This window comes from Nonomuraea sp. NPDC046570, assembly GCF_040645915.1.
GTDB lineage: Bacteria > Actinomycetota > Actinomycetes > Streptosporangiales > Streptosporangiaceae > Nonomuraea.
In genome coordinates, this window is sequence record NZ_JBEYZF010000001.1 from 430,803 (window position 1) to 457,554 (window position 26,752).

22 protein-coding genes and 1 pseudogene are annotated in these 26,752 nt (G+C 69.7%); 10 read left to right on the forward strand and 13 right to left on the reverse strand.

The window, feature by feature from the left end:
- Positions 1–23 precede the first annotated feature (23 nt).
- Positions 24–1,313, forward strand: a complete 1,290-nt coding sequence (locus ABZ911_RS02025; protein WP_358051432.1) for a hypothetical protein — start codon at positions 24–26, stop codon at positions 1,311–1,313.
- A gap of 28 nt (positions 1,314–1,341) precedes the next feature.
- Here the strand turns inward: ABZ911_RS02025 and ABZ911_RS02030 are convergent, their stop codons facing one another.
- A complete protein-coding gene (locus ABZ911_RS02030; protein ID WP_358050568.1) occupies positions 1,342–2,304 on the reverse strand; it encodes an RDD family protein in 963 nt (320 codons plus the stop codon).
- Between the two features lie 81 nt (positions 2,305–2,385).
- On the opposite strand from ABZ911_RS02030, the gene ABZ911_RS02035 reads away from it, so the two are divergent.
- A complete protein-coding gene (locus tag ABZ911_RS02035) occupies positions 2,386–3,378 on the forward strand; it encodes a stage II sporulation protein M (RefSeq protein ID WP_358050571.1) in 993 nt (330 codons plus the stop codon).
- A gap of 9 nt (positions 3,379–3,387) precedes the next feature.
- Here ABZ911_RS02035 and ABZ911_RS02040 read toward each other — a convergent pair whose 3' ends face one another.
- From ABZ911_RS02040 to ABZ911_RS02060, 5 genes are read right to left on the reverse strand one after another with little or no spacing between them, the layout of a single operon-like run.
- Positions 3,388–4,710 carry a DUF58 domain-containing protein gene (locus ABZ911_RS02040; RefSeq protein WP_358050574.1) on the reverse strand — a complete coding sequence of 441 codons (1,323 nt, stop codon included), beginning with the start codon at positions 4,708–4,710 and terminating at the stop codon, positions 3,388–3,390.
- Entirely contained in the window at positions 4,710–5,690 is a 981-nt protein-coding gene (locus ABZ911_RS02045) for a MoxR family ATPase (RefSeq protein ID WP_358050577.1), read from the reverse strand. Before ABZ911_RS02045 ends, ABZ911_RS02040 begins: the two co-directional genes overlap by 1 nt.
- Positions 5,680–6,831 carry a DUF4350 domain-containing protein gene (locus ABZ911_RS02050; protein ID WP_358050579.1) on the reverse strand — a complete coding sequence of 384 codons (1,152 nt, stop codon included), beginning with the start codon at positions 6,829–6,831 and terminating at the stop codon, positions 5,680–5,682. Before ABZ911_RS02050 ends, ABZ911_RS02045 begins: the two co-directional genes overlap by 11 nt.
- Entirely contained in the window at positions 6,828–7,451 is a 624-nt protein-coding gene (locus ABZ911_RS02055; RefSeq protein ID WP_358050581.1) for a DUF4129 domain-containing protein, read from the reverse strand. Before ABZ911_RS02055 ends, ABZ911_RS02050 begins: the two co-directional genes overlap by 4 nt.
- Positions 7,448–8,689, reverse strand: a complete 1,242-nt coding sequence (locus tag ABZ911_RS02060) for a hypothetical protein (protein WP_358050583.1) — start codon at positions 8,687–8,689, stop codon at positions 7,448–7,450. Before ABZ911_RS02060 ends, ABZ911_RS02055 begins: the two co-directional genes overlap by 4 nt.
- A 226-nt stretch (positions 8,690–8,915) precedes the next feature.
- Here ABZ911_RS02060 and mtrA point away from each other — a divergent pair, with 226 nt between their 5' ends.
- The 7 genes from mtrA (at position 8,916) to ABZ911_RS02095 (ending at position 16,402) form a co-directional block, all read left to right on the forward strand.
- A complete protein-coding gene (gene mtrA / locus ABZ911_RS02065; RefSeq protein WP_043620615.1) occupies positions 8,916–9,593 on the forward strand; it encodes an MtrAB system response regulator MtrA in 678 nt (225 codons plus the stop codon).
- A 12-nt stretch (positions 9,594–9,605) separates the two neighbouring features.
- Positions 9,606–11,339 (forward strand): MtrAB system histidine kinase MtrB, encoded by a 1,734-nt coding sequence (gene mtrB, locus ABZ911_RS02070; RefSeq protein WP_358050585.1) that lies wholly within the window; start codon positions 9,606–9,608, stop codon positions 11,337–11,339.
- Positions 11,329–13,098, forward strand: a complete 1,770-nt coding sequence (locus ABZ911_RS02075) for an LpqB family beta-propeller domain-containing protein (RefSeq protein WP_358050587.1) — start codon at positions 11,329–11,331, stop codon at positions 13,096–13,098. Before mtrB ends, ABZ911_RS02075 begins: the two co-directional genes overlap by 11 nt.
- Before the next feature lie 35 nt (positions 13,099–13,133).
- Positions 13,134–13,799, forward strand: a complete 666-nt coding sequence (locus tag ABZ911_RS02080; protein WP_358050589.1) for a phosphoribosyltransferase family protein — start codon at positions 13,134–13,136, stop codon at positions 13,797–13,799.
- Positions 13,800–14,424: 625 nt separating this feature from the next.
- Positions 14,425–15,084: a ribosome-associated translation inhibitor RaiA gene (gene raiA / locus ABZ911_RS02085; RefSeq protein ID WP_358050592.1), complete on the forward strand. Its 660-nt coding sequence runs from the start codon at positions 14,425–14,427 to the stop codon at positions 15,082–15,084.
- A gap of 189 nt (positions 15,085–15,273) precedes the next feature.
- Complete coding sequence (locus ABZ911_RS02090; protein WP_358050595.1) at positions 15,274–15,975, forward strand: response regulator transcription factor; 702 nt, start codon at positions 15,274–15,276, stop codon at positions 15,973–15,975.
- 106 nt (positions 15,976–16,081) lie between these two features.
- Positions 16,082–16,402, forward strand: coding sequence for a transposase (locus ABZ911_RS02095; protein WP_358050598.1), 321 nt, complete (start codon positions 16,082–16,084; stop codon positions 16,400–16,402).
- Between the two features lie 19 nt (positions 16,403–16,421).
- On the opposite strand, the pseudogene ABZ911_RS02100 reads toward ABZ911_RS02095, so the two are convergent.
- The 3 genes and pseudogenes from ABZ911_RS02100 to ABZ911_RS02110 form a co-directional block, all read right to left on the reverse strand.
- Positions 16,422–16,709, reverse strand: a pseudogene (locus tag ABZ911_RS02100) (FAD-binding protein); the annotation flags it as partial.
- A gap of 187 nt (positions 16,710–16,896) precedes the next feature.
- Positions 16,897–18,207: a crosslink repair DNA glycosylase YcaQ family protein gene (locus tag ABZ911_RS02105; RefSeq protein WP_358050601.1), complete on the reverse strand. Its 1,311-nt coding sequence runs from the start codon at positions 18,205–18,207 to the stop codon at positions 16,897–16,899.
- A 109-nt stretch (positions 18,208–18,316) separates the two neighbouring features.
- Entirely contained in the window at positions 18,317–18,559 is a 243-nt protein-coding gene (locus ABZ911_RS02110; RefSeq protein WP_358050604.1) for an HGxxPAAW family protein, read from the reverse strand.
- A 232-nt stretch (positions 18,560–18,791) separates the two neighbouring features.
- Between ABZ911_RS02110 and secA the strand changes: the two genes are divergently transcribed.
- Positions 18,792–21,584 carry a preprotein translocase subunit SecA gene (secA, locus tag ABZ911_RS02115; protein WP_358050607.1) on the forward strand — a complete coding sequence of 931 codons (2,793 nt, stop codon included), beginning with the start codon at positions 18,792–18,794 and terminating at the stop codon, positions 21,582–21,584.
- A gap of 222 nt (positions 21,585–21,806) precedes the next feature.
- Here secA and ABZ911_RS02120 read toward each other — a convergent pair whose 3' ends face one another.
- The 4 genes from ABZ911_RS02120 to ABZ911_RS02135 all read right to left on the reverse strand — a co-directional run bounded on the left by ABZ911_RS02120 (position 21,807) and on the right by ABZ911_RS02135 (position 26,645).
- A complete protein-coding gene (locus ABZ911_RS02120; RefSeq protein ID WP_358050610.1) occupies positions 21,807–22,361 on the reverse strand; it encodes an Rv3235 family protein in 555 nt (184 codons plus the stop codon).
- Between the two features lie 847 nt (positions 22,362–23,208).
- Entirely contained in the window at positions 23,209–24,483 is a 1,275-nt protein-coding gene (locus ABZ911_RS02125) for a PTS transporter subunit EIIC (RefSeq protein ID WP_358050613.1), read from the reverse strand.
- 73 nt (positions 24,484–24,556) lie between these two features.
- Positions 24,557–25,834, reverse strand: a complete 1,278-nt coding sequence (locus ABZ911_RS02130; protein ID WP_358051434.1) for a PTS transporter subunit EIIC — start codon at positions 25,832–25,834, stop codon at positions 24,557–24,559.
- Between the two features lie 70 nt (positions 25,835–25,904).
- Positions 25,905–26,645 carry a GntR family transcriptional regulator gene (locus ABZ911_RS02135; protein ID WP_358050616.1) on the reverse strand — a complete coding sequence of 247 codons (741 nt, stop codon included), beginning with the start codon at positions 26,643–26,645 and terminating at the stop codon, positions 25,905–25,907.
- Between the last annotated feature and the right edge of the window lie 107 nt (positions 26,646–26,752).

Sequence of the window (26,752 nt, forward strand, 5' to 3'; positions counted from 1 at the left end):
CCCTGGCCCTGGTGGCCGCCGCGATGCCGGCTCAGGCGGAGTCCGCCGACAAGATAGTCACCAGCAAGAACATCACCCATCTCGCGAACGCGCCCAAGACGGGCCCCTTCGCCAACGGTGACGCCTACAACTCCGACCTGGCCTTCGAGGGGGACTACGTCTACCAGGGCAACTACAACGGGTTCTCGATCTACAACATCAAGAACCCCGCCAAGCCCGCCCTGGTCAGCCAGGTGACCTGCGTGGGAGCGCAGAACGACGTCTCCGTCTACGGTGACCTGCTGGTGCTGTCGGTGGACGAGCAGCGTGACAGCAGCTCCTGTAAGAGCGAGCCCGGCAACCCGACGAGCAAGAAGTCGTGGGAGGGCATCCGGATCTTCGACATCAAGGACAAGGCGAAGCCGAAGTACGTCAAGGCGGTGGAGACCGCCTGCGGTTCGCACACGCACACGCTGGTGCCCGACAAGAAGGGCAAGGCCGTCTATGTCTACGTGTCGTCGTACGGCCCGGCGGCGATGTTCCCCGAGTGCAAGCCGCCGCACGACCGGATCTCGATCGTCAAGGTGCCGCTGAACAAGCCCACCGCGGCGAAGGTCGTCTCCCGGCCCGTGCTCTTCCCCGAAGGCGGCAATGAGACCCAGCCGGGTCTGCTGGTCCCGACGAGCGGCTGCCACGACATCACCGTCTTCCCGTCGAAGGACCTCGCCGCGGGCGCCTGCATGGGCGACGGCGTGCTGATGGACATCTCCGACCGCGAGCACCCCAAGGTGACCACCACGGTCACGGACGAGAACTTCGCCTTCTGGCACTCGGCGACCTTCAACAACGCCGGAACCAAGGTCGTCTTCACCGACGAGCTCGGCGGCGGTGGGGCGGCCACCTGCAACGCGAGGGTCGGGGCCCAGCGCGGCGCGGACGCCATCTTCGACATCGAGGGTAGCGAGCTGGTGCACAAGGCGTACTACAAGATCAAGCGCCACCAGGACGACTCGGAGAACTGCGTCGCGCACAACGGCTCGCTGATCCCCGTCAAGGGCAAGGACATCATGGTCCAGGGGTGGTACCAGGGCGGTGTCTCGGTCTGGGACTTCACCGACTCGGCCGCTCCCCAGGAGATCGGCTACTTCGACCGTGGCGCCCTCAAGCCGCGCAACATCGGCGGCTCCTGGTCGGCCTACTACTACAACGGCCACATCTACAGCAGTGACATCCAGAAGGGCCTGGACGTCCTGAAGATCTCCGACAAGCGCACCGACCCCGCGTCGAGCGTGCGTCTGAGCAGGCTCAACACGCAGACCCAGCTGCCGTTCTGATCGGCGGCCGCGCCGCCGGCCTGAGCGATCAGGCCGGCGGCGCGAACCCGCCGGGAGTGATCTGCGGTTCATCCGGCTGAGAGTACGGCGGGCCGGACGGCGGCGGTGGCGGGTACGGCCCACCCTGTGGATAACCGGGCACCGCGGGATCGGCTTGTGGATAACCAGGCGCGTCCGGCCGCGGATGACTCCACGGCGCGGCCTGAGGCTGCCCCCAGGGGCCGTTCCCGCCGGTGGGGGCGGGGTTCTGGTGGGCCAGGCGGGCCTCGTCGCGTCTGCGGCGTTCGGCTAGGACCGCGCTCAGGTAGGCGTGCGGGGGAACCCCGGGAGGCGGAGGCGGGGTCACGTATGCGGCGACCTGAGTGGAGATGCGTACGCCCATCTCGTACTGCGTCTGGGGGGACAGGTCGTGCCAGCGGGAGAGGTACTGCCTGGCCGTGGTGGTTACCTCGGCCGGTAGCTGGGAGAGTTCCAGGCCGGTAGCCCAGCCCGCCAGTGCGGGGGGCATCATGATGGGCTGGGAGCGGTCCCGTGGCGGTCGTTCGGAGATCACGATGGTGCCGGCGAACATGTCGCCCAGTCGCTTGCCGTGCTGTGACCCCAGTGAGGCGATCAGCGCGGGCGCGCCGAACAGCATCCAGAACTCCACCAGCCCGGCCAGACCCCGGAACAGCGCCTGCCTGAAGCGTTCGGGGCCGCCGTCGTCGCTGACCACGCGCAGGCCGAGGGCGAGCTTGCCCAGGCTGCGGCCCCTGCTGAGGGTTTCGGAGAGCACCGGATAGCCGACGATCACGAGGACGTTGGCCAGGATCGCCATCGCGGCGATCAGGGCGGGGTCCGAGACGAAGGCGACCCAGAGGACCAGCCAGGTCGTCCCCATCATGAGCAGTAGTTGGACGACGACGTCGATGAGCAGTGCCACCGCGCGGATCAGTGGCTGGGCCACCCGTACCTCGACGACGACGGCGTCGCCCGTTACCACCTCGGACATAAGTGGAGCTTAGTCAACGCCGAGACGGGGCGCGGTCCGCGAGGGGCGGGGGTGGTTTGGGCGGCTGCGAGAATGGCGGGCGTGGACATAGACGCCTTTGTCGCCGTACACCGTCACTCGTGGGATCGATTGGAGTATCTGGTCAAGCACCGGAACTCGCTGAACGGTGCCGAGATCGACGAACTGGTCGATCTCTACCAGCGGGTGGCGACCCACCTGTCCATCGTCCGTTCGGGGTCCACCGACGCGATGCTCGTGGGCAGGCTGTCGGCGCTGGTGGCGAAGGCGAGGTCCGCGGTGACGGGGGCGCACGCGCCCGCCTGGCGGGAGTTCGTCAGGTTCTTCACCGTCGCCTTCCCCGTGGTGGCCTACCGGGCGCGTTGGTGGTGGCTGGGGACGACGCTCGCCTTCCTGGCGGTGTCGTGGGTCATCGGCGCCTGGGTGGCGGGCAATCCCGACGTACAGGCGACCATCGCCTCCCCCGAGGAGATCAGGCAACTCGTCGAGCACGATTTCGCGGACTACTACTCCGAGAATCCGGCGGCGTCGTTCGCGAGCCGGGTATGGATCAACAATGCCTGGGTCGCCATGCAAGTGATCATTTATGCCATTTTCCTGGGTTTGCCGATCCCGTGGGTGCTCTTCCAGAACGCCGCCAATGTCGCCGTCTCCGCCGGGCTGATGGCCTCGCGCGACAAGCTTGACGTCTTCTTCGGCCTGATCACCCCGCACGGCCTGCTGGAGCTGACCGCGATCTTCCTGGCCGCCGCCGTCGGCATGCGGCTCGGCTGGACGGTCATCGATCCGGGTCCGCGCAGGCGGCTGGACGTGCTGGCCGAGCAGGGCAGGGCCGTGATGAGCGTGGCACTCGGGCTGGTGGTGGTGCTGTTCGTGTCCGGGCTCATCGAGGCCCTGGTCACCCCGTCCGGCCTGCCCACGTGGGCGCGGGTCGGCATCGGCGTGGTCGCCGAGGCGGCCTTCCTGGCCTATGTGATCTTCTTCGGCCGCCGTGCCCTGCGCGCCCAGGAGACCGGCGACCTCGAACGAGCCCCCGACACGGCCCCGAGCGCCTGACGCCAAGGGTTAGAGGCGGCCCGCGGCCTTCAGGGCGAGGTAGGCGTCCGCCAAGGCGGGGGCGAGGTCCTCGGGAGGCGCGTCCACCACTTCCACCCCGTGCCGTCGCAGCCTGGCGGTGATCCGCTTCCGATCGGCCCGCGTCTGCTCGGCCGACGCCGCGTCGTACACCTGCTCCGTCGTGTCCCGAGCCGCCGCCATGGCCTCCACCAGCGGATCGGTCACGCCCGCGACCAGCACCAGGTGCCGCGCCGAAAGCTGCGGCAGCACCGGCATGAGTCCTTCCTCCAGGGCGGAGGAGTTCAGGTCGGTGAGCAGCACGACCAGGCAGCGCCGTTTGGCGCGGGAGAGCACGGCGGCGACCATCCCGGACGAGTCGGCCTCGATGAGCTCGGCCTCGATCGGCGCCATGACGTTGACCAGCGCCGACAGCAGCTCGGTCCGCGAGGCGCCGGCCACCCAGGCCCGTACGGCGCGGTCGTAGGCGAGGAAGTCCACCCGGTCACCGGCCCGAGCGGCCAGGGCGGCGAGCAGCAGGGCGGCGTCCATCGACCAGTCGAGCCGCGGCCACTCGGGCATCGCGGCGGAACCGGAGGCGGCCCCCACCCGCCCGGCGGAGGTACGCCCGGTGTCGAGCACGATCAGCACCCGGCGGTCCCGCTCGGGCCGCCAGGTGCGCACCACGACGTCATGGCGCCGCGCGGTGGCCCGCCAGTCGATGGACCGCACGTCGTCCCCGACCACGTACTCCCGCAGCGAGTCGAACTCGGTGCCCTGGCCGCGCACCAGCGCCGGATGTCGCCCCTCCAGCTCCCGCAGCCGCGCCAGCCGGGACGGCAGATGCTTGCGCGACAGGAACGGCGGCAGCACCCGCAGCGTCCACGGCACGCTGTGGCCCCCCTGCCGGGCGGCCAGCCCGAGCGGACCCACGGACCGCACGGTCACCCCCACGGACTCGCGATCGCCCCTCCGGCTGGGGCTGAGCGTCATCACGAGCCTGCGCCGCTCACCGGCGGGCACGTCCACGGGCTGCTCCCGGGGAGTGGCCCCGGCCGACGGCGCCCAGGCGTCCCGCAGCACCCCGCGCACCCGCCGGGACCCGGGGTTCTCGACCACGAGCTCGATGGTGGCCGCCTGGCCGAGCCGTACCAGCCGGTCGCCGGAACGCTGGAACGTGAGCGGCCGGACGGCCCCGGCCAGGAACAGGTCGAGCGCGATCGCGGCGGCCAGCAGCAGGCACACCCCGGCCACCGCGAGTCCGGGCTGCGGGGCGAGCAGCACGACCACGACGCCGAGCGCCGCGACCAGTCCGGCGCGTCCGGTGAGGGCCATCAGCGCGGGACCTGGACCGAGGCCAGGATGCCGTCGAGCAGGCCGTCGGAGGTCGCGCCCTCCAGCTCCGCCTCGGGCCTGAGCTGGACGCGGTGCCGCAGAGCGGGCCTGGCGAGCGCCTTGACGTCGTCGGGCGTGACATAGGTGCGGCCGGACAGCCAGGCCCACGCCCGCGCGGCGGCCAGCAGCGCGGTCGCGCCTCGCGGCGAGACGCCGAGCTGCAGGGACGGGGACTGGCGGGTGGCCCGGCACACGTCGACGATGTAGCCGAGCACTTCGGGCGCCACGTGCACCTGGGCGACGGCGGCGCGGCCCGAGGCCAGGTCCTCGGCGGTGGCGACCGGCTTGATCTCCGACAGGTCGCGCGGGTCGAAGCCGCGCGCGTGCCGTTCGAGGACCGCGACCTCCTGCTCGCGCGGCGGCAGCGGCACGGTCAGCTTGAGCAGGAACCGGTCGAGCTGGGCCTCGGGGAGCTGGTAGGTGCCCTCGTACTCCACCGGGTTCTGGGTGGCGCACACGATGAACGGGTCGGGCAGCGGGCGCGCGTCGCCGTCCACGCTGACCTGCCGCTCCTCCATCGCCTCCAGCAGGGCGGCCTGCGTCTTGGGCGGCGTCCTGTTGATCTCGTCGGCGAGCATCAGGTTGGTGAAGACGGGCCCCTGCCGGAACTCGAACTCGGCGGTCCTCGCGTCGTAGATCATGGACCCGGTCACATCGCCCGGCATCAGGTCGGGCGTGAACTGCACCCGCTTGAAGTCCAGCGCCAGCGCGGCCGACAGCGTGCGGACCATCAGGGTCTTGGCGACGCCCGGCACGCCTTCGAGCAGCACGTGCCCCCGGCAGAGCAGCGCGATGACCAGCCCGGTCACCACGGCGTCCTGGCCGACCACGGCCTTGGACACCTCGGCCCGCAGCGCGCCGAGCGCCTCACGCGCCGCGTCGCCCCGCCCGGCCACGCGTGTCGTCTCGTCAGTGTTCAATGACCTGCCCTTCCAGGTATCGCAAGTATCCGGCCAGGGCCACCAGCCCGGCGTCGTCGACCGGCGGCGGGCCGTACAGCGCGGCCCACACCTGCCCGGCATCCTGTCCAGTTCGTACGGCTATCGCCGCCACCACAGCCTGCCCCGCCGCCCCCGAGCCGAGCCCGAGACGCGGTGTCAGCCGTTCGAGCGTGCCCGTTCGCAACGCCCCCGCCGCCCGGTCGCGAGCCCGCCGGGCGCGGTAGAGGCGCCCCCTGCCCTCGACGGTCTCGGCGGCCCTGACGACCACGGGCAGCCGCTCGGTCACCACCGGCCCGAGCCGCCTGGCCCGCCACAGCGCCACCACCACGAGGGCGATGAACGCCATCAGCAGCGCCCAGGGGACACCGGGCGGGACGAGCTCGCCGAGCGTCCTGCCGCCCGAGCCCGCGACCTGGCCCTGCGCGTCCGGCGGTGCGGGCACCAGCCAGGTGATCGCGCGCTTGCCGCTCATCAGGTTCAGCGCGAGCGCGGCGTTGCCGTCCTCGTCCAGGCGCAGGTTCGTCATGAACTCGCCGCTGCCCACGACGGTGATCCGCTGGGCGTCGCCGCCGTAGCTGACCAGGGTCGGCCGGCCGGCGGCGAAGTAGCAGGAGGCGGCCTCGGTCGGCGCGTTGTAGGCGGTCTGGCCCAGGTAGGCGCTGCCGGCCGCGCGGGCGGCGGGCAGGTCGCAGCCGGGTTCGCGGGAGCGGGTGCGCAGTTCGCCGGGCTCGGCGCTCACGCCGGGCGCGAGCGTGGACAGCTCGCTCTGCGGGCCGACGACGAGTCGGTCGGCCTCGGTGAGGGCCAGCCGGTCGGCCGCTTCCTCGCCCAGCGGGACCTCGGAGGTGAGCACGAGGAGCCGGTCGGCACCGGCGCTCGCGGCGGCGGCCTCGACGGAGGTCACCCGCTCCACGGTGACGCCGCGCTCGCGCAGCAGCTCGGCCAGCGCCTTCGAGCCGCGCAGGGACGCGTCGGCGGGGTCGAGGGGGCGTCCGGGGCCGCCCGCGCCGCCGAGCACGACGCCGAAGACGGCGGTGGCCACGATCAGCAGCCCCACGAGCACGGCCACGCGGTTGCGCCGCCACATGGACGCCGCGGTGGGGGAGGTGGAGACGCTCACGCCCGCCCTCCCCGCAGCAGCACGGGCCTGGCCACGCGCACGCGTTCGTCGAGCTCGCTGAGCGTCTCGTAGGCCTCGGGGGTGCCGGGCACGTCGCCGTAGGTGACGTCGTCGAACACCCGCGCCGCGTGCGCCAGCTCGCCCGCGAAGGCGGGCATCGCCACCCCCGCCTCGGCGGCGAGCTCGTCGGCGGTACGGCCGGGCAGCGCGTCGACCAGCGCCCTTTCCTCCAGGTCACGTGCGATCGCCCGGAGCCGTTCCCTGATCGCCTCGCTCCAGCGGCCCTCCCCGGCCGCCCGCCGGGCCTCCTCGCGATGTTCGGCGGCGCTCATCGCCCGGTCGCCGAACAGCGCGCCCCTGGCCTGCGCGGCCGAGCGGGAGGTCCTGCGCAACTGCCACACCACCACGAGGACGAGACCGGCCAGGAGCAGCACGATCAGGATCGCCGCCAGGATGCCGCCGACCGAGCCGTCGCCGGAGGTCTCGAAGTCGAACAGGTCGCCGAGGAACTGCTGGAAGATCCGGTAGATCCAGTCGAGCAGTGATTCGTCGGCGTACTCCGGGCTGAGCAGTTCGTCGTCGGCCTCGCGCCGGGCCTCGTCCCTGCCTATAGGGGTCACGGCCTGGAGGCGTTCGACGGGTGCCAGAGCTCGTCGGCCGAGGCGTGCACCCACCCCTGCCGCTGCTGCTCGATGGCCGCGGTCTGCAGGACCAGGTCGAACGCCTCGCTGCGCATCCTGCGGTCGGTGTAGAGCAGGCCCGCCACGCCCGACTGGATCGGGTAGGCGATCATCGCGCCGATCGTGCTGCCGATCGCCATCAGCACCGCGCTGATGACGGCGGCGGCGAGCGAGCCGCCGCCCACGATGGCCACCACGAAGCCGATGATCATGAAGGGGATCAGCAGGAGCGAGCTGATCATGTTCGCCAGGACCGAGGTGAGCAGCAGGATGCCGAGCACCCGCCAGAAGTCGCCGGTCACCAGGTCCCAGGAGCGCCGCATCGCGGCCACCGGGCCGAGTCCCTCCAGGACCGCGGCGGCCGAGGCGAAGGAGAAGCGGCTGTTGATGAACAGGACGTAGGCGATGTAGAGGACGAAGACCAGCAGGACCATGCCGATGCCGATCGCCGCGCCTCCCGCGCCCTGGCCGGCCACCACCCCGGACATCAGGAGGAAGACCGGGATGATCAACACCAGCGGCGCCAGCAGCAGGGCCAGGGTCAGCCCCGCGACGCCGAACAGCGCGCCCATCCGGCCCTTGACGAGCTGCCACGCCTCACCCGCGGTGATCTTCCCGCCGAAGACCGCGCGCCCGAGGACGCGCATGATCATTCCGGTGAGCACGGTGACCGCCACCAGCCCGATGAAGACCGAGATGATCGACCCGCCGTACTGGCCGAGGAAGCCGCCGCCCATCCGGTCGATGTCGGCCTCGGTGGTCCCCGGGTTGGCGATCAGGCTGCCCATGTCGCGCAGCAGCACCGCCTGCCCGATCGCCACCGGTACGGCCGCGCACGCCGCGACGACGGCCGACAGCCCGAGCATGACCCTCGGGTTGGACCTGATCAGCTTGATCGTGCCGTCGAAGATGTCGCCGAGACCGAGCGGGCGCAGCGGGATGATGCCCGGCCGCAGCGCGGGAGGCGGCGCGTAGCCGTACCCGGGGCCGGGATGGTGCTGCTGTTGCTGGGGCGGTGGACCGTAGGCGGGGGGTGGCGGCGGCTGTTGTCCGGGGGCCTCGGAGCCGGGGGCGGTCCACGGGGAGGGGCCCTGGGCGCCATAGGGAGGGGGTTGTTCGGCAGCCCAGCCGGGCGGCGTCTCTGGCGTCTCAGGGATGGGGCCGTGACCTTCTGACATATCCCAATCCTGGCATGGTGGGCGACTCATTGGGGTGGTGCGGTCTCAGGGATGGCCGAAAGGGCGTCACTTACCGCAGACTGACTTTGCGGTCGAGGCGACGAGTCTAAAATTCGGCTTTCGATGTTCTGATCGTTGCGCCATGTCCCACCCATGAGGGGGGCAAGGGTAACCTTCAGCGATCGTGCGGGTAATGTCCCACAATGCGTAGAACGAATGAGGGGCCATGAAAGGTCGCGTGCTGGTCGTCGACGACGACGCCGCTCTCGCCGAGATGCTGGGCATCGTGTTGCGCGGGGAAGGCTTTGAACCATCCTTTGTCTCCGACGGTGACAAGGCCCTGGACGCGTTCCGGGACACTCGCCCGGATCTGGTCCTGCTCGACCTGATGCTGCCCGGCGCCGACGGCATCGACGTCGCCCGGCGGATCAGGGCCGAGTCGGGCGTCCCCATCGTGATGCTCACCGCCAAGAGCGACACGATCGACGTCGTCCTCGGGCTCGAGTCGGGCGCCGACGACTACATCGTCAAGCCGTTCAAGCCGAAGGAGCTCGTCGCCAGGGTGCGCGCGCGGCTGCGCCGTACCGATGAGCCGACGCCCGAGATCCTGCAGATCGGCGACATCACGATCGACGTGGCCGGGCACTCGGTGAAGCGCGGCGAGGAGACCATCAACCTCACCCCGCTCGAGTTCGACCTGCTCGTCGCGCTGGCCCGTAAGCCGCGCCAGGTGTTCACCCGCGAGGTGCTCCTGGAGCAGGTCTGGGGCTACCGGCACGCCGCCGACACGCGGCTGGTCAACGTGCACGTCCAGCGGCTCCGCGCCAAGATCGAGAAGGACCCCGAGCACCCCGAGATCGTGGTGACGGTCCGCGGCGTGGGCTACAAGGCCGGCCCGGCCTAGCAGCCGCCGCCCATGCCCCCGTCCGCGCCCAAGAAGCCCCGCCGCCGGACGCTCCGCCAGCTTCTCGGCGGGCTCCGCCGACGGGCTCGGCGTGCGGCCGGGCAGGTGCGCAGGACCTGGCGCCGCTCGCTCCAGCTCCAGGTGGTCACCAGCACCCTGGTCATCTCGGTGACCGTGGTGGCGGTGCTCGGCGCCTTCCTCACCGACCAGATCAACCAGTCGGTCGTGAACGAGCGGGTACGCGCGGCGGTCAACGACGCGATCGCCGACCGGGTGCAGATCGTGGACGCCCTCCAGCGGCAGGACGGCGAGCAGGTCAAGTCCGCGGACCCGGCGAAGGACGTCCGCGAGGGCCCGCTCGACGAGGCGATGAACGCGCTCGGCGGCACCGAGGACGGCGGCGTCGAGGCGCGCTATGACGTGCTGGTGCTGAACCCCACCGAGCCGGGCGAGTCGCGGGCCACCGGCAAGGCGGGCACGGCGAGCATCCCGGCCCCGCTCCGCCGTGACGTCGAGCGGGACATGAAACGGCAGGAGTACAACACCAAGCCGGAGGCGTACCGGGAGAACGTGACCTTCATCGGTGAGACCAAACCCCAGCTCACGCTGGTCACCGGTGTCGCGGTCGAGGGTGGCTACCAGATCTACCACTTCTTCCCGCTGAGCGCCGAGGAGGAGATGCTCTCCCGGGTCAGGCAGGTGCTGCTCGTCGTGGGCCTCGGCCTCGTACTGCTCCTGGTCGCGATCGCCTTCCTGGTCACCCGCCAGGTCGTCATCCCGGTACGGCTCGCCCGCCAGGCCGCCGAACGCCTGGCCGCGGGCCGCCTCGACGAACGCCTGAAGGTACGCGGCGAGGACGACCTGGCCCGCCTGGCCACCTCCTTCAACGAGATGGCCGCCAACCTCGCACTCAAGATCCACCAGTTGGAGGAGCTGTCGCAGGTGCAGCGGCAGTTCGTCTCCGACGTCTCGCACGAGCTGCGCACCCCGCTGACCACCGTGCGGATGGCCGCCGACCTGCTGTACGACAGCCGCGAGGACTTCGACCCGATGGCCTGCCGCTCGGCCGAGCTCATGCAGGCCCAGTTGGAGCGGTTCGAGTCGATGCTGGCCGACCTGCTGGAGATCAGCCGCTACGACGCCGGCGCCGCCACCCTCGACCTGGACCCGACCGACCTTCGGGACGTGGTGCTGCGCGCGGTGGCCGACTCCGAGGCGCTCGCCGAGCGGCACGGCACCCGGCTGGAGCTGCGGCTGCCGAACGAGCCCTGCATGGCCGAGATCGACAGCCGCCGGGTGGAGCGGATCCTGCGCAACCTGCTGTTCAACGCGATCGAGCACGGTGAGGGCAGGGAGATCGTGGTCTCGGTGGGGGCCGACAGGGACGCGGTGGCGGTCGCCGTACGGGACTACGGGGTGGGGTTGAAGCCCGGCGAGGAGCACATGGTCTTCGACCGGTTCTGGCGGGCCGACCCGTCCCGGGCGCGCACGATCGGCGGTACGGGGCTGGGCCTGGCGATCTCGCGTGAGGACGCGATGCTGCACGGCGGCTGGCTGCAGGCGTGGGGCTCGCCCGGCGACGGGTCGCAGTTCAGGCTCTCGCTGCCCAGGGAGGCGGGCGCCGAGCTGCGCGGGTCGCCGCTGCCGCTGGTCCCGCCCGAGGTGGAGATGCGGCGCACCTGGCGCGGGCACATCACGCCCGTGCTCTCGCCGGCGACCGGTGAGGGGGCGCTGTATGCGGAGTAGGTGGGCGGGCGCGGCGGCGTTCGCGGCGGTCGTCACGCTGGCCTGTACGGGTTCGGGGTGCGCGGTGATCTCGACGGGCGGGTCCCCGGCCTCGCTGCTGGAGGTGGGCGAGGGTGATCCGCTGAGCGTGCCGTTCCAGCGGATGGTGGCGATCGAGCCGCAGGCGAGCTGGACGCCCGAACAGGTGGCCAAGGGGTTGCAGGCCGCGATGGCCAGCTTCGACGATCCCCGGCGGGAGATCCTGCGCCGGTACCTCACGCCGGAGGCGCAGCGGACCTGGAAGCCCGGCGGGCCGGTGACCGTGCTGGAGGACGGCGTCCGCTTCGTCTCGCCGTCCAAGGGCGACGGCAAGACCGCCACGGTCGTCCTGGAGGGCACCGAGATCGCCGTCATCGACGACGACGGCCGCTACGTCCCCGCCAGGAAGAAGACGATCAGGTCGTTCGACCTGGTCAAGGGGGCTGACGGCGGCTACCTGGTGTCGCGCCTCGACAACGGGCTGGTGCTCACCGCGGCCGACGTGCGCCGCGCCTACCGCCCGGTCAACCTGTACTTCCTCAACGGCACGGCCGACACCGACGGCGTCGGCAGCCTGGTCGTCGACCCGGTACGGCTGCGCATCGACCCGCACAGGACCTTCGCCGAGACCATCGTCGAACGGCTCCTCGGCGGCCCGTCCACCGCCCTGAAGGGCGCGGTGAACACGGCCTTCCCCACCGGTACCAGAGTGGAGTCGATCAAGCCGCTCGAAGACGTCGTGGTGATCAACCTCGCCGGCGACTTCAGCGACCGCCCCGCCGACAGCGCGCTCGCCGCCCAGCTCCAGTGGTCGCTACGGGACGTGGCCAAGGGCAGGACCATCGAGGTCAAGCTCAACGGCGAGCCGTTCTACGACTCGGGCACCCTGCAGATCTCACCCAAGGAGTTCGACAACTGGGTGCCCGCCCCCGACGAGACGGTCTACTACGTCGCCGACGGCCGGGTGCACATGATGAACAAGGCGGGCACCGGCGCCACGGTCGCCGGCACCGCCGGCCAGAAGAAGAACGACACCTACACCGACCCCGCGCTCTCGGCGGGCGGCCGGTTCCTCGCGGTGAAGGCCGGCGAGAACGGCATCTGGGGCAGTCAGGTGGGCAGCGACGCCCCCTGGAAGGAATGGATCAAGGGCACCGACCTGACCAGCCCCACCTGGAACATGGACGGCTCCCTGTGGGTCGTCGACCGCACCGCCCCCAACGCCTCCCAGGTCATCAGGTACGACAAGGACGACCCGGTCCCGCAGACCCCGATCAAGGCCGCCGACCTGGAGTCGACCTGGGTGGACCGGTTCGAGGTCGCCAGGGACGGCGTCCGGGTGGCCGCGGTCGTCCGGCACGACGACGGCATGTCGGTGCAGGTCGGCGCGATCGTCGGCACGGGCGCCACGCAGCGGCTCGACCACTTCCAGACGCTGCTGACGACCGTGGAGAAGAAGCAGGAGCGCGTCCTGGACCTGGCCTGGCGCGATGCCGCGCACCTGCTCGTCCTGGTCGGCAGCAAGGCCGGGGCGACCGTGATGGAGGTCAGCATCGGCGACGGCAAGGTGACGCCGGTGACCTCCGACAAGCGCATCACCTCCATCACCGCGCTCGGCGAGCGGATGCTGGCGGGCACCGCGGACGACGAGGAGGCCGAGGTGCTGGAGTTCGACGGCACCAAGCGGGAGTGGGAGACCAAGGCCGAGGGCGGCAGGTGGCCCGCCTTCTCGCTGGGCTAGATCGACTGTCGGTGCGGTCCTGTTCGATGGGCCGCGTGCTCGACGTGTTCCTGCCCCAGCGCTGCGCGGGCTGCCAGACCCCTGGCCCGCCCCTCTGCCCCTCCTGTACGGCGGAGCTGACCTCCCGCCCCGCTCTCCGGATGCCCGTCCCCGCTCCCGCCGGCCTGCCGGAGTGCTGGTCGGCGGGTGACTACAGCGGGGCAGCGCGCCGGGCGGTCCTGGCCTACAAGGAGCAGGGCCGTACCTCGCTGGCGGGGCCGCTGGCCTTGGCGCTGGCCTTCACCATGACGCGCGCGCTCGGCCGCGAGGGCCCGGTTCTGGTAGTGCCCGTGCCCAGCGCGCGCGGGACGCTCAGGGCTCGCGGCCATGATCCGGTCGGCAGGCTGGCCGCGCTCGCCACCCGCCACCTCAGGGCGCTCGGCCGCCCCGCCGTCCTGTGCAGGGCCCTGACCCAGGTGCGCAAGGTCGGCGATCAGGCGGGCCTGAGCTCGACGGAGCGGGCCGCCAACCTCCACGCCTCCCTTGGACTCACGCGCGCGGGCAAATCCGCTCTGAATGGCCGCACAGGGCCGCCTGTGGTCATCGTGGACGACGTCGTCACCACGGGCGCGACGCTCGCGGAGGCGGCCAGGGCGCTGCGCGCGGCGGGAGCCTCGGTACGGCTCGCGGCGACCGTCACCGCGACACGCCGAAGATCTTGAAAGTCGTTTCGTCACGGAGGGTAAAGAACGCCCCAAGAGTCCTGTCTCACCCTGTGGCCACACCTGTCTATCCAGGCTGGACGGACCGGCCAGCTCAGCGCGCTGAAGCGGCGTGCACATAAGGGGTGTAGTGCACCCAAAACGGGCATGCTATGACTGTTGTCACCCTTCGGAAAATCACCCACAGTGATCCACTGGCCGATCGCTCGGCTGACATTCACGCGGGATACGGATAGCGTTCTGACATGGCACCCGTTCGGGTCCGTGGTTGCGCAGGACCGGCGTCCCCGGTTCTGCTAGCCGATGCCAGCCGCAGGCAAAACGGTCCACGTAAGGCGACTTTTTGTCGACCGATCACGGTGCGGCTTAGAGGTAAGTCCTGCCTTCCCGAGGGTCCAGATGTCCCTCGACCAGAAGAGAAGGGCAGTAGTGGCACAGAGCCGCGAACCCCTCAGCAGGCGGATGTGGGGTCGAAGACCAGGTCGGCCGAGCGGGTGCCATTGGAGTTCCTGGTGACTAAGCGCCGCAAGAGGGTAACGGTGACAGAGAGGCAGGCAGAGACCCCGCCCGGCGGGCCCGTCGCTGGGCGCTCTTTCTCAGTCGTTAGACGAAGGGGGGCTGTTGCATGGACATCATCGTCAAGGGCCGGCACACAGGAGTGAGTGACCGGTTCCGCGACCACGTGACGACCAAGCTGGCCAGGATCGAACGTCTGGACAACAAGCTCATTCGAGTGGATGTGGAGGTGTCGAAGGAGCGCAACCCGCGCCTCGCCGACCAGCGCGAACGCGTGGAGTTGACCATCCACTCACGGGGGCCCGCCGTGCGCGCGGAAGCCTCGGCCGACGACCGGTTCGCCGCCCTCGATCTCGCCCTCGACAAACTGGAAGGCCGGCTCAGGCGCATCGCCGACCGGCGCAAGGTACACCATGGCAACCACTCCACCCCGTCCGTGGCGGAGCTGACCGCGACGCTCGCCGACGTCTACGACGTGACGCCGGAGAAGGCCACGATCGTTTCCGAAGAGACCGCGTCCGAGGAGAGCCTGCCGGACGACAAGCAGTACGACGACATCGTCCCCATCGAGATGGACGGCGAAGGGCCGCTCATCGTCAGAGAGAAGTTCCACAACGCGGAGCCGATGACCATCGACCAGGCCCTCCTCGAGATGGAACTGGTCGGTCACGACTTCTACCTGTTCCGTGACAAGGAGAGCGGCCAGCCGAGCGTCGTGTACAGCCGGCGCGGCTACAACTACGGCGTGTTGCGGCTCGTAGAGCCCTGACATACGCCGACGAAGATCCTCTCGACCACCCCAGGACCGCAAAACCCTGGCATCATGGCGGTTCAACGGCTCTGGCCCCCCACGAGGAGGAGACGTGAGCGAGCGAAGCGAACGCGTCGCGGTTCCATGCCGCGACGCCGTGAGCGAGCGCGCCAGCGGTGCGGTCGCGCGGCCGGATGAGGAGGGCGCGTGACACAGTCCGGCGAGGCCCGCGTGTCAGGACGAGGCGAGCCGATCCGCGTGTTGATCGTGGACGATCACGAGCTGATCAGGCGCAGCCTGGCGTTAACGCTGGCCGCTGAGGCGGACATCGAGGTGGTCGGAGAGGCGAGCGACGGCCAGGAGGCGGTGGAACTGGCGGACCGCCTCCTGCCGGACGTCGTCCTGATGGACGTGCGCATGCCCAGGCAGGGCGGCATCGAGGCGACCCGGGGCATCAAGGCATCCGTGCCGAGCACCCGGATCATCATGCTGACGGTGAGCGACGAGGAGGAGGACCTCTTCGAGGCCATCAAGGCCGGCGCCACCGGCTACCTGCTCAAGGACGTGCAACTCGACGAGGTGCCCGACGCCGTGCGCGGGGTGCATGAGGGCCAGTCCCTCATCAACCCCGCCATGGCGGCGAAGCTGATCACCGAGTTCGCCAACATGAGCCGCAAGGAGGCCGAACGGCCGCCGCAACTGCCCGTCCCCCGGCTGACCGAGCGGGAGATGGAGGTCCTGCGGCTGGTCGCCAAGGGCATGAACAACCGCGAGATCGCCAAGCAGCTGTTCATCTCCGAGAACACCGTGAAGAACCACGTACGCAACATCCTGGACAAGCTGCAACTGCACTCCAGGATGGAGGCCGTGGTCTACGCGGTACGCGAACGCATGCTGGAGATCACCTAGCACCTACAGCGTGGATGCCCCGTCCTTCAGGGCGGGGAGGAAGCGCGGCGCTTCGGGTCGCTGTGTTGTTCTGATTCTGTCGGTAACGTTCGGTAGTTTGCTCAGCGTGTCCCGTTACCGGCTTCAACCGAAGCCTGCTCAGGAGACGGCGCTGCTGGAGCACTGCGGGCACGCCCGATACGTGTGGAATCTCGCCGTTGAGCAGCACGCGCACTGGCGTCCGGGCCTGAAGTCCGGGCCGGGTTTCGCTGAGCAGTGCCGTCAGCTCACCGAGGCGCGGGCGGAGTTCGGGTGGCTGCGCGGTGGGTCGGTCGTCGTGCAGCAGCAGGCGTTGAAGGATTTCGCGCAGGCGATGGCGAACTTCTTCGCCGGAACGCATCGCAGGCCGACGTGGCGTCGGCGCGGGCGGGGTGAGGGTAGTCGGTGAGGACAGGCGGCGTGAACCCGCAATCGAGCACCACCGAGAGCACATCACTCCACCGCGCCCCCGCTCCCACGGTCACCCACTGGGGGACTGCGGCGCCACTGCGGGGTGGGGGCGTTTCACCAGGCCTGGATGGGGTTGTTTCGCCTATATGGGACAGGGCCGTCATGTCCACCACGGCGCCGCCGGCCACCTGCGCTTGGCCGTAGGTCGAGTGGCCGCATCCCCGAGCACGCACGTCCAGGCCCCGTGCCGCCGCGTGCCGCACCGCATCGGCCACCTCCCCGGACGAGGACGGTCGCAGGACCATCTCCGGGACCTCGTGCACGATGTGCCCAAAGTCGTCAGCCGCCGCATTCACCTCGTCCGCACGGCCAGACGGCCACCCAGGCGCGCTCACCTCGGGTGAAGGGTCGGATGGCCGTACCGGCGCGCTACCACGCCTGCTCGGTCGGGTGGCCGCTCGGGCGTGCTTTCGTCATCAGCGCGGCCGGTGGTCACGTCAGGAGGGCCGTGAGGAGTGGCCGGCTGTGGGCGGTGGGGCTGACGCGTTCCACCTTGATGTCGGTGCAGCCCACCCATTCCGCCGCCGACCAGAGAGCCTCGCGCACCGCGGCCATGTCGGACGGCCGTACCCGTTCGGACTCGAACACCACGTGCCGGGCCACCAGCGTGGTGCCCTCGCGCGCCGGGTCGACCCGTGCGACCAGGCGCCCGCCCGCCAGCACCGGCATCGTGAAGTAGCCGTGCACCCGCTTCCCCTTGGGGACATAAGCCTCAAGCCGATGGTTGAAGTCGAAGACCCGCGCTGTGCGCGAGCGGTCCCAGATGAGCGAGTCGAACGGAGACAGCAGCGTGGTGCGATGCCGCCCCCTGGGCTCTGACGCCAGCGCCTCAGGATCGGCCCACGCGTTCGGCACCTTCCCACTCCCGGACCGACCTACGCGAATCGCCTGGACACCGCCTCCGACCACATCGGCCTCGCCCTCAGAAACACGGCTCCCGGTGTCGGCGGGCAGCGCCGTACGGCCTGGGCCGTTTCCTCCGCGGGCGACGGGCCAGCCTGTGACGTGGACGGGTAGCAGGCCGGCCGCGCCGCTCAGCAGGGCCTCGTCCAGGATCGCGGCGTGCTTGCCGCGCAGCCGGAGGAAGTCGACCAGGTCCGCCCGGGTGGCCACGCCGAGCGAGCGGCCCGCGATCCGCGCCAGCCGTACGATGCCCTCTTCGTCTGATATGTCCTCGGTTAGCAGGGCGGCCGGGATGGCGCGCTCGGCCAGGTCGTAGACGCGGCGCCAGCCGATGCGGCGTGTGCAGACGAGCTCGCCGATGTCGAGCAGCCACTCCAGTGCGATCTTGGAGTCGGACCAGTCCCACCATTCGGCGCTCTTCTTGGCGCCGCCGATGTCGGCGGTGGTCACGGGGCCGCTGTCGCGCACCTGGTGCAGGAGCTTCTCGTAGTCGGGCGGCACGTCGTGCCAGCGGTACTTCCGCTCGCGGTAGGCGCGGCGGCGGAACGAGTAGAGCGGCCAGTGCTCGATCGGGACGATGCACGCCGCGTGGCACCAGTACTCGAAGCTCTGCGCGGGCTCGTGCCAGTAGGCGCTCTCGATCCGCGCCCTGCCGACCGCGCCGAGCCGCGCGTACGCCACCAGCTCGTGGGAGCGGGCGAGCACCGAGATCGTGTCGAGCTGCACGGCCCCGAGCCTGCGCAGCATCCCCTCGACCCCGCCCCGCCTGCCGTCGGCCCCGAGGAAACCCTGCGCGCGCAGGATGACGCGGCGCGCCTCGTCGGCGGTCAGGTCGGTCATCTGAGGTCATCCGTACGGCAAAGCATGTCGCGCATGCTAGCGGCGGCCCCCGACAGAAACGCCGACGGCGGGCACCGGGATGGATCCGGTGCCCGCCGTCGGAGAGCTGCTAGCGATGGTCCTCTGCGGTCATGCCCGCGCGTGGAGCGTCGATGACGACGTCGGAGAAGATGTCGAACACGAGGGCGAGGATCCCGCCCACGACGAAGATCCCCACGCCCACCCAGACGAGCATCCAGTTGGCGAGTGTGATGGCGACGCCGCCCACGGTGAATCCCAGCAGCATGACGGTGACCGCGAGCCACGATGAAGCGCGTCCGGCGTGGCTGCCCAGGTGCTGCCCGTCTGCCATGGCCTGTCCCTCCTGAAGTCTTACTCGACCCATCAACGTCAATGGTGCGAGATCGGTGCTGATCGGCATACCCTTTGCCTTATACACATACTCTCAGAGTGGGGCGGTGGCCTCCTCACCGCAGTGGCTGTGTCAGGTGGCGGAACCGCCTACGATGGCAGCGGGGAAGTTTGTCTCGGCCTCTCCTCCTGGCGGCGCCGCCGGGGTAGACCTGCGAGGAGCTTTACATACAGTGGCAGCCATTCTCGACAAGATTCTGCGCGCCGGTGAAGGCAAGATCCTGCGCAAGCTTAAGCGGATTGCCGACCAGGTCAACTCCATCGAGGACGACTTCAAGAGCCTGTCCGACGCGGAGTTGCGCGCCCTGACGGACGAATTCAAGCAGCGGCACATCGACGGCGAATCGCTCGACGATCTGCTTCCCGAGGCGTTCGCCACAGTGCGTGAGGCCGCGCGCCGCGTGCTGGGCCAGCGGCCCTTCGACGTGCAGATCATGGGCGGGGCCAACCTGCACATGGGCAACATCTCGGAGATGAAGACCGGTGAGGGCAAGACCCTGACCTGTACGCTGCCGAGCTACCTCAACGCGCTGTCCGGCAAGGGCGTGCACGTCATCACGGTCAACGACTACCTGGTCAAGGTCGGCGCGGAGAACATGGGCCGCGTGCACCGCTTCCTCGGCCTCGAGGTCGGCATGATCCTGGCGGGGCAGTCGCCGGAAGAGCGCCGCAAGCAGTACAACGCGGACATCACGTACGGCACGAACAACGAGTTCGGCTTCGACTACCTGCGCGACAACATGGCCTGGTCGCTGGAGGAGTGCGTCCAGCGCGGCCACAACTTCGCGATCGTCGACGAGGTCGACTCGATCCTCATCGACGAGGCCCGCACGCCACTGATCATCTCCGGTCCCGGCGAGCAGTCCGGCAAGTGGTACCAGGAGTTCGCCAAGATCGTGCCGCGCCTGCGCAAGGGCGTCGAGGCCAAGGACCCGAGCGAGCAGAGCACCGGCGACTACGTCGTCGACGAGAAGAAGCGCACGGTCGGCATCCTGGAGGCCGGTGTCGAGAAGGTCGAGGACTGGCTCGGCGTCGACAACCTCTACAAGCCCGAGCACACCCACCTGGTCGGCTTCCTCAACAACGCGCTGAAGGCCAAGGAACTGTACAAGCGCGACAAGGACTACATCGTCTCCGACGGCGAGGTCCTGATCGTCGACGAGTTCACCGGCCGTATCCTGCACGGCCGTCGCTACAACGAGGGCATGCACCAGGCCATCGAGGCCAAGGAAGGCGTGAAGATCAAGGACGAGAACCAGACTCTCGCCACGATCACCCTGCAGAACTACTTCCGCCTCTACGAGCGGCTCTCCGGCATGACCGGCACCGCGACCACCGAGGCGAACGAGTTCCACCAGACCTACAAGCTCGGCGTCGTGCCGATCCCGACGAACCGGCCGATGGTCCGCAAGGACCAGGCCGACGTGGTCTACAAGACCGAGGACGCCAAGTTCAACGCGGTGGTCGAGGACATCAAGGAGCGCTTCGACACCGGCCAGCCGGTCCTGGTCGGCACCACCTCGGTCGAGAAGTCGGAGAAGCTGTCCAAGGCGCTCAAGCGCCGCGGCGTCCAGCACGAGGTCCTCAACGCGAAGAACCACGCGCGTGAGGCCGCGATCATCGCCGAGGCGGGCCGTAAGCACGCCGTCACCGTCGCCACCAACATGGCCGGTCGAGGCACCGACATCATGCTCGGCGGCAACTCCGAGTTCCGCGCCGACGTGGAGCTGCGCCAGCGCGGCCTCGACCCGGTCGAGACGCCGGAGGAGTACGAGAAGGCCTACCCCGAGGCGCTGGAGAAGGCCCGCCAGGCCGTCAAGACCGAGCACGACGAGGTCACCGAGCTCGGCGGCCTCTACGTGCTCGGCACCGAGCGCCACGAGTCGCGCCGTATCGACAACCAGCTCCGCGGTCGTTCCGGCCGTCAGGGCGACCCCGGCGAGTCGCGCTTCTACCTCTCCCTCGGCGACGACCTCATGCGCCTGTTCAACTCGGCCCGCGTCGAGATGATCATGACCCGCCTGAGCATCCCCGAGGACCAGCCGATCGAGTCGGGCATCGTCTCCAAGGCGATCGCCAGCGCCCAGCACCAGGTCGAGCAGCAGAACTTCGAGATCCGCAAGAACGTTCTGAAGTACGACGAGGTCATGAACCGCCAGCGCAAGGTGATCTACGCCGAGCGCCACCGCGTCCTCGAAGGCGCCGACCTGCACGAGCAGGTGCGCGGCTTCGTCAAGGACGTCATCGACGAGTACGTCACGGCCGCCACCGCCGAGGGCTTCGCCGAGGAGTGGGACCTCGACAAGCTGTGGAAGGCGTTCGGCGAGCTCTACCCGATCCGGCTCAAGCTGGACGACCTCATCGAGGAGGTCGGCAGCCGCGAGGAGCTCAGCGCCGACCTGCTGCGCGAGAAGATCACCGCCGACGCGCTGGACGCCTACGCCCGTCGCGAGGAGGAGCTCGGCTCCGAAGCCACCCGCGAGCTGGAGCGCCGGGTCATCCTGTCGGTCCTCGACCGCAAGTGGCGCGAGCACCTCTACGAGATGGACTACCTCCAGGAGGGCATCGGCCTGCGCGCCATGGCCCAGCGCGACCCGCTGATCGAGTACCAGCGCGAGGGCTTCGAGATGTTCACCGCGATGCTCGAGGGCATCAAGGAGGAGTCGGTCGGCTACCTGTTCAACCTTGAGGTCGAGGTGCAGGAGAACCCGATCGTCGAGGAGGAGGACGCGGCCCTCGCGGAGACCCGCTCCATCATCGCCCGCGGCCTGCGCGGCCCCGACCGTCCGTCCGAGCTGGAGTACACGGCTCCCGGCGAGGCGGGCGAGGTCGAGCACACCCGCGTCCGCACCACCTCCGCCGAACGCGCCGCGTACGGCAACGTGGAGCGCAACGCACCATGCCCGTGCGGCTCAGGCAAGAAGTACAAGCGCTGCCACGGCGACCCGAAGCACGTCGAAGCCTAAAAACCTTCACCGAAGCCCCCAGCCGCTCCCCAAGGAGCGGCTGGGGGCTTCACCTTTGATCCTGTACGGCCTGCGCCCTCACCCGCCGTCGCGCCCTCGGGTCGGCTTGCGCTCTCACCCGCTTCGGATCTGCTTGGCGCAGGCCTGGTTGCACGCACGCGCCCCTCGGGGCCCGGTTGCGTGCCGTAGGCTTCGCGGCCGGGCCTGAGGGCCGGTGTCTGGTCAGGCGGTCTCGAAGTCCGTGCAGAGCCATTGGACGCCGCGGCGTTCCAGGCGGAGGGCCAGGACGTGGCTGCGTTCGCCGCAGTGGACGAGGAGGCACATCTCGACCACGGCGTCGTTCGGCTGTGTGACGTGCGGTACTCCGACGAACGGTGGCCGGCGGGTGTCGATCATGCGTCCGGCTCGGACGAGTTCCTGGTAGGCGCGCTCGGTGAGCCGGTCCGAGACCGACTTCGGAGGCCGCCGCCCGGCGAGGACCTCGGCCATCGCCTGCCCGAGGTGCCGCAGCCGCCGCTCATCCGGAATCGCCCCAGGCGGCCCCCAGACCAGCGCCCGCCGCACCGCCCTGTCCGAGACCAGGGCCAGCGAGCCGTAGGTCCGCGCGGCGAGACCGACGGGAGGTAGGGCGTCGTCCGTGCACTCGGCCGAGGACTCCTGAGGCAGCGGGTCCCCTGCTTTCTCGGCCGAGGGGACCGCGGACAGCGCAGTCCCGTGCCGTACGGCCGAGAGGGCCTTGGCCATGGTCTTCTGGGGCGACGAGTCGTCTGTGTGCACGGACTGCGAGGGTGGCTCGTGGATCCAGGTCGGGGCCTGGGGGAGAGCGGTTCGGGAGGGCAGGGGCAGCAGGCTGCCTGGCACGCATGTGGGGAGAGCGGATGGCTCACTGGTCGGGTGAGTGGATGGCTCGGGCATTGTGGCTGGGGGCGGAGTGGTGTTGGTCAGGGGAAGCGCGCACAGGGCGGGGCGTGAGCAGTGGGCGGGCAGTTGGCCGATTTCGGGGGTGTGCTCGTCGTCGTAGGGCGGGTCGGGGATGGGGGCTGTGGCGAGGCGGGGGAGGGGGACGGAGCGCAGGGGGGATGACACGGAGCCTCCACGTTGATCAGGTGAACAACATCGCTATAAGGAGTTTCCGGTCCCCCTTCTAGATACATCGGCCGCCAACTTTCTCGAAAGTGCCGCCTGTATGAGGGGTTAAGCGAAGAAGATCGTTGGCGGTTGGATTGGTTGGTGCCCAACTTTTGGCGAGTTCCGGGCAGAGGGTGATGTCAGTCGACTCACCCGAATACGTTCCGGCTCTCCCGCCCTCACCCTTCGCTCCATACCGAAACCGCAGCTACGGAAAGGCGGAAACTGGCAGAAGGGGCTAATGCCCGCTGGCCAGATGTATGGCGTGAGTGGCCGGAAGGCGGAGGGATTTCGCATACGGCGAGGCCACGTGGCCGGCGCTGGATGAGGTGGTGAGACGTCTGAGGAGCACGAGAGGCAAGACCGAGAGTCGGTGAAGACGTGCTGGGTGAGGCGCGCGACACGCCGAGCGTGGCGGGTGAGGTATCCGCCGGTGGGGCCCGCGATGGATGGGGCGGCGATGGGTGGGTCGATGGGTGAGGTCAGGTGGGTGAGGTCAGGTGGGTGGGGGGTCGGGTTCGCGGCCGGGGGTGAGGATGTTGAGTTTGTGGATGAGGAAGGTGAAGAGGAAGTAATAGACGGCGAAATAGGCGATTCCTATGAGGATGAGGAGGAATAGGTCGTGGGTGTTGGATTTGGTGGCGTTGAGGAGCATGTCTATGCCGCCGGCTGAGAAGCTGAAGCCCAGGCGGGTGCCCAGTGCCGCCGTCAGTGCCATGGCGATCCCGGTCAGCAGGGCGTGCACCACGAACAGCATCGGCGCCACGAAGATGAACGCGAATTCCACCGGTTCGGTGATTCCGGTGACGAACGCGGTCAAAGCACCTCCGACCATGATGCTCCCCACCGCCGCCCGCCGAGGGCTGGGCGCGGCCCGCCAGATGGCCAGCGCCGCCGCCGGGATCCCGAACATCAGGGCGGGAAAGAACCCGGTCATGAAGATCCCGGCCCCTTGCTGGCCGATGGCGTAGCACTTGAGGTCGCCCGCCGCGTGCACTCCGTTCACCGTGCACTCGGGGATGACGGTCCACACGATCGAGTTGATGAAGTGGTGCAGCCCGAGCGGGATGAGCAGCCGGTTGGCCACGCCGTACACGCCGGCTCCGATGGTCGAGTGGGTGGCCAGCCAGTCGCCGAAGCTGGTCAGCGCCTGCCCGATGGGCGGCCAGATGATCCCGATGAGTACTCCGAGCGCCAGTGCCGCCACCGCCGTGACGATGGGGACGAACCGCCGACCGCCGAAGAACGCCAGCCAGGTGGGCAACTTGATCCGGTAGTACCGCTGCCACAGCGTCGCCGCCAGCAACCCGATCAGGATGCCGCCGAGCACGCCCGTCGGCTGGGCGGAGGCCGCCTGGTTGATCACCTCCCTGCCGTCCGCGAGCGTCTGGGTGACCTTGGTGTGGACGGCCTCGCTGGACGACTCGAAGAACATCCGCCGGGTGACCTGGTCGAACACGAGGTACCCGACCACGGCGGCGAGCGCGGTGGAGCCGTCGGCCTTGCGCGCGAAGCCGATGGCGACGCCGACCGCGAACAGCAGCGGCAGGTTGTCGAACAGCGCCCCTCCGGCGGCGGCGAAGATCGCGGCCACCCGGTCGAGGAAGGCGTTGTCGGTACGCCCGAGCAGGTCGTCCTGGCCGAAGCGGAGCAGCAGACCGGCGGCGGGCAGCACGGCGATCGGCATCATCAGCGACCGGCCGACGCGCTGGAGCACGGCCAGCGTCGATGACCAGACGGACGGCCCGCCGCCGACCGTGGCGTCGCTCATGCCGGACCCCCGAACCGTGATCAGTTCACGGGGGATGCTCGGTATCTACCACGGCCTCCTCCACCGAAACCGCTCAGGGCACGGCCTCGCCGGAGTCCGGGTCGGGCTCGGGCTCGCGTCCCGGCGTCATGATGTTCAGCCGTTTGATCAGGAAACTGAAGACGACGTAGTAGATCGCCCCGTAGACGACGCCGATGAGCAGGATGCCCAGCAGGTTGTGCGTGTTGGACTTGCTGGCGTTGAGCACGAGGTCGAGCAGCCCGGCCGAGAACCCGAACCCGAGCTGCCCCCCGACCAGCATGGTGACCGCCATCGCCAGCCCGGTGAGTACGGCGTGCACCACGAACAGCACCGGCGCCACGAAGATGAACGCGAACTCGATCGGCTCGGTGATCCCGGTGACGAACGAGGCCAGCGCCGCCGACAGCATGATGCCGCCCACGGTGGGCCGCCGGTGCTCGGGCGCGGCCCGCCACATGGCCAGCGCGGCGGCGGGCAGCGCGAACATCATCACCGGGAAGAACCCGGCCATGAACTCGCCCGCGTTGGGGTCGCCGCCGAAGTAGCAGTTCCAGTCGCCGCCGAGGGTGCGCCCGCCGACGGAGCATTCGGGCACCACGTACCAGACGATGGAGTTGACGAAGTGGTGCAGCCCGAACGGCACGAGCAGCCGGTTGAACAGGCCGTAGAGGCCGGTGCCGAGCGGACCGGCGCCGGCCAGGGCCTCCCCGGCGTGCCCGATCCACTCGCCGAGGACGGGCCAGATCCACCCGATGAGCACGCCGAGGACCAGCGCCACGATGGAGGTGACGATGGGCACGAACCGGCGTCCGCCGAAGAACGCCAGCCAGGTGGGCAGCTTGATGCGGTGGTAGCGCTGCCAGAGCAGGGCGGTGACCAGGCCGATGAGGATGCCGCCGAGCACCCGCGTGGGGTTCTGCAGGCCGTAGTTGATGATCTCCTTGAATCCGCCGTCGGGGTCGACCTCCCGCAGCAGCACGGTGTCGCGGATGGCCGAGCCGAAGAACATCACCTTGGTCACCCGGTCGAACACGAGGTACCCGACCACGGCGGCGAGCGCGGTGGAGCCGTCGGCCTTGCGGGCGAAGCCGATGGCGACGCCGACGGCGAACAGCAGCGGCAGGTTCTGGAACAGGGCGTCGCCGGCGGCGGCGAGCACGTCGGCGACCTGTGCCATCCAGGCGAACCCGGCGACGTCGGCGAGGCCGCCGTGCTCGGCGCCGTTGGAGCCGAGCATGTCGGGCTGGCCGATGCGCACCAGCAGGGCGGCGGCGGGCAGGGCCGCGATGGGCAGCATGAGCGAGCGGCCCAGACGCTGGAGCACGCTCATCACGCGCGTGGGCAGCGAGGTGGTCTCGTTCACCGGGGCTGTCCTCCGGGGGGCTGGGGGGCGGGAGCGATCAGCCGCGCCTGGCCGGCATCTCCAGGATGGTGCGCAACTGGTAGCGGTCGGCGCGGTAGGTGGAGACGCCGAGTTCGGCGCAGACGCCGCCGGAGAAGGAGCGCCGCTGCAGGAGCAGGACCGCGCCGCCGCGGGGGAGCTTGAGCAGGTCGGCGTCGCTGGGGTCGGCGATGCCGCCGTCGATAGTCAGCTCGCCGGCGTCCATGACCAGCCCGTAGCGGGCTTCGAGGAGCTGGTACAGGGAGCGGCCGGACAGGTCGTGGTCGGCCAGGTCCGGTGCGAGGGACACGGGGATGTGCGCCCGCTCGATGGACAGCGGCTCACCGTCGGCGGTGCGCAGCCGTTCGATGAAGTGCACTTCCTCGCCTGGCTGGATGCCCAGCTCCTTGGCCAGGTGGGCGCTGGCGCGCACGATCCTGCGGTCGAGGTCGCGCGAGCCGGGCGTCATGCCGCGCGCCCGCATGTCGTCGGTGAAGGAGGTGAGCTGGAGCGCGAGCTCGATCTTGGGCCGGGCCACGAACGTGCCCTTGCCCGGTACGCGGTGCAGCCGTCCTTCGGAGACGAGGTGGTCGACGGCCTGGCGGACGGTCATCCTGGACAGGCCGAAACGCTGGCAGAGCTCGCGCTCGGACGGGATCGCCGCGCCGATGCTGAGCTCGTCGCTGTCGATGAGGTCCAGCAGGATCTCGCGGAGCTGGAAGTACTTGGGCACCGGGCTGTCCGGATCGATGTGCGCCACAGATCCTCCCCTCGATCTGACCTGGGCAATGAGCTATGGTTCGTACTGGTCTAGTCCGGACTAGACCACACGCCGGAAAACGGGGTCAAGTCCAGATGGTAACGATT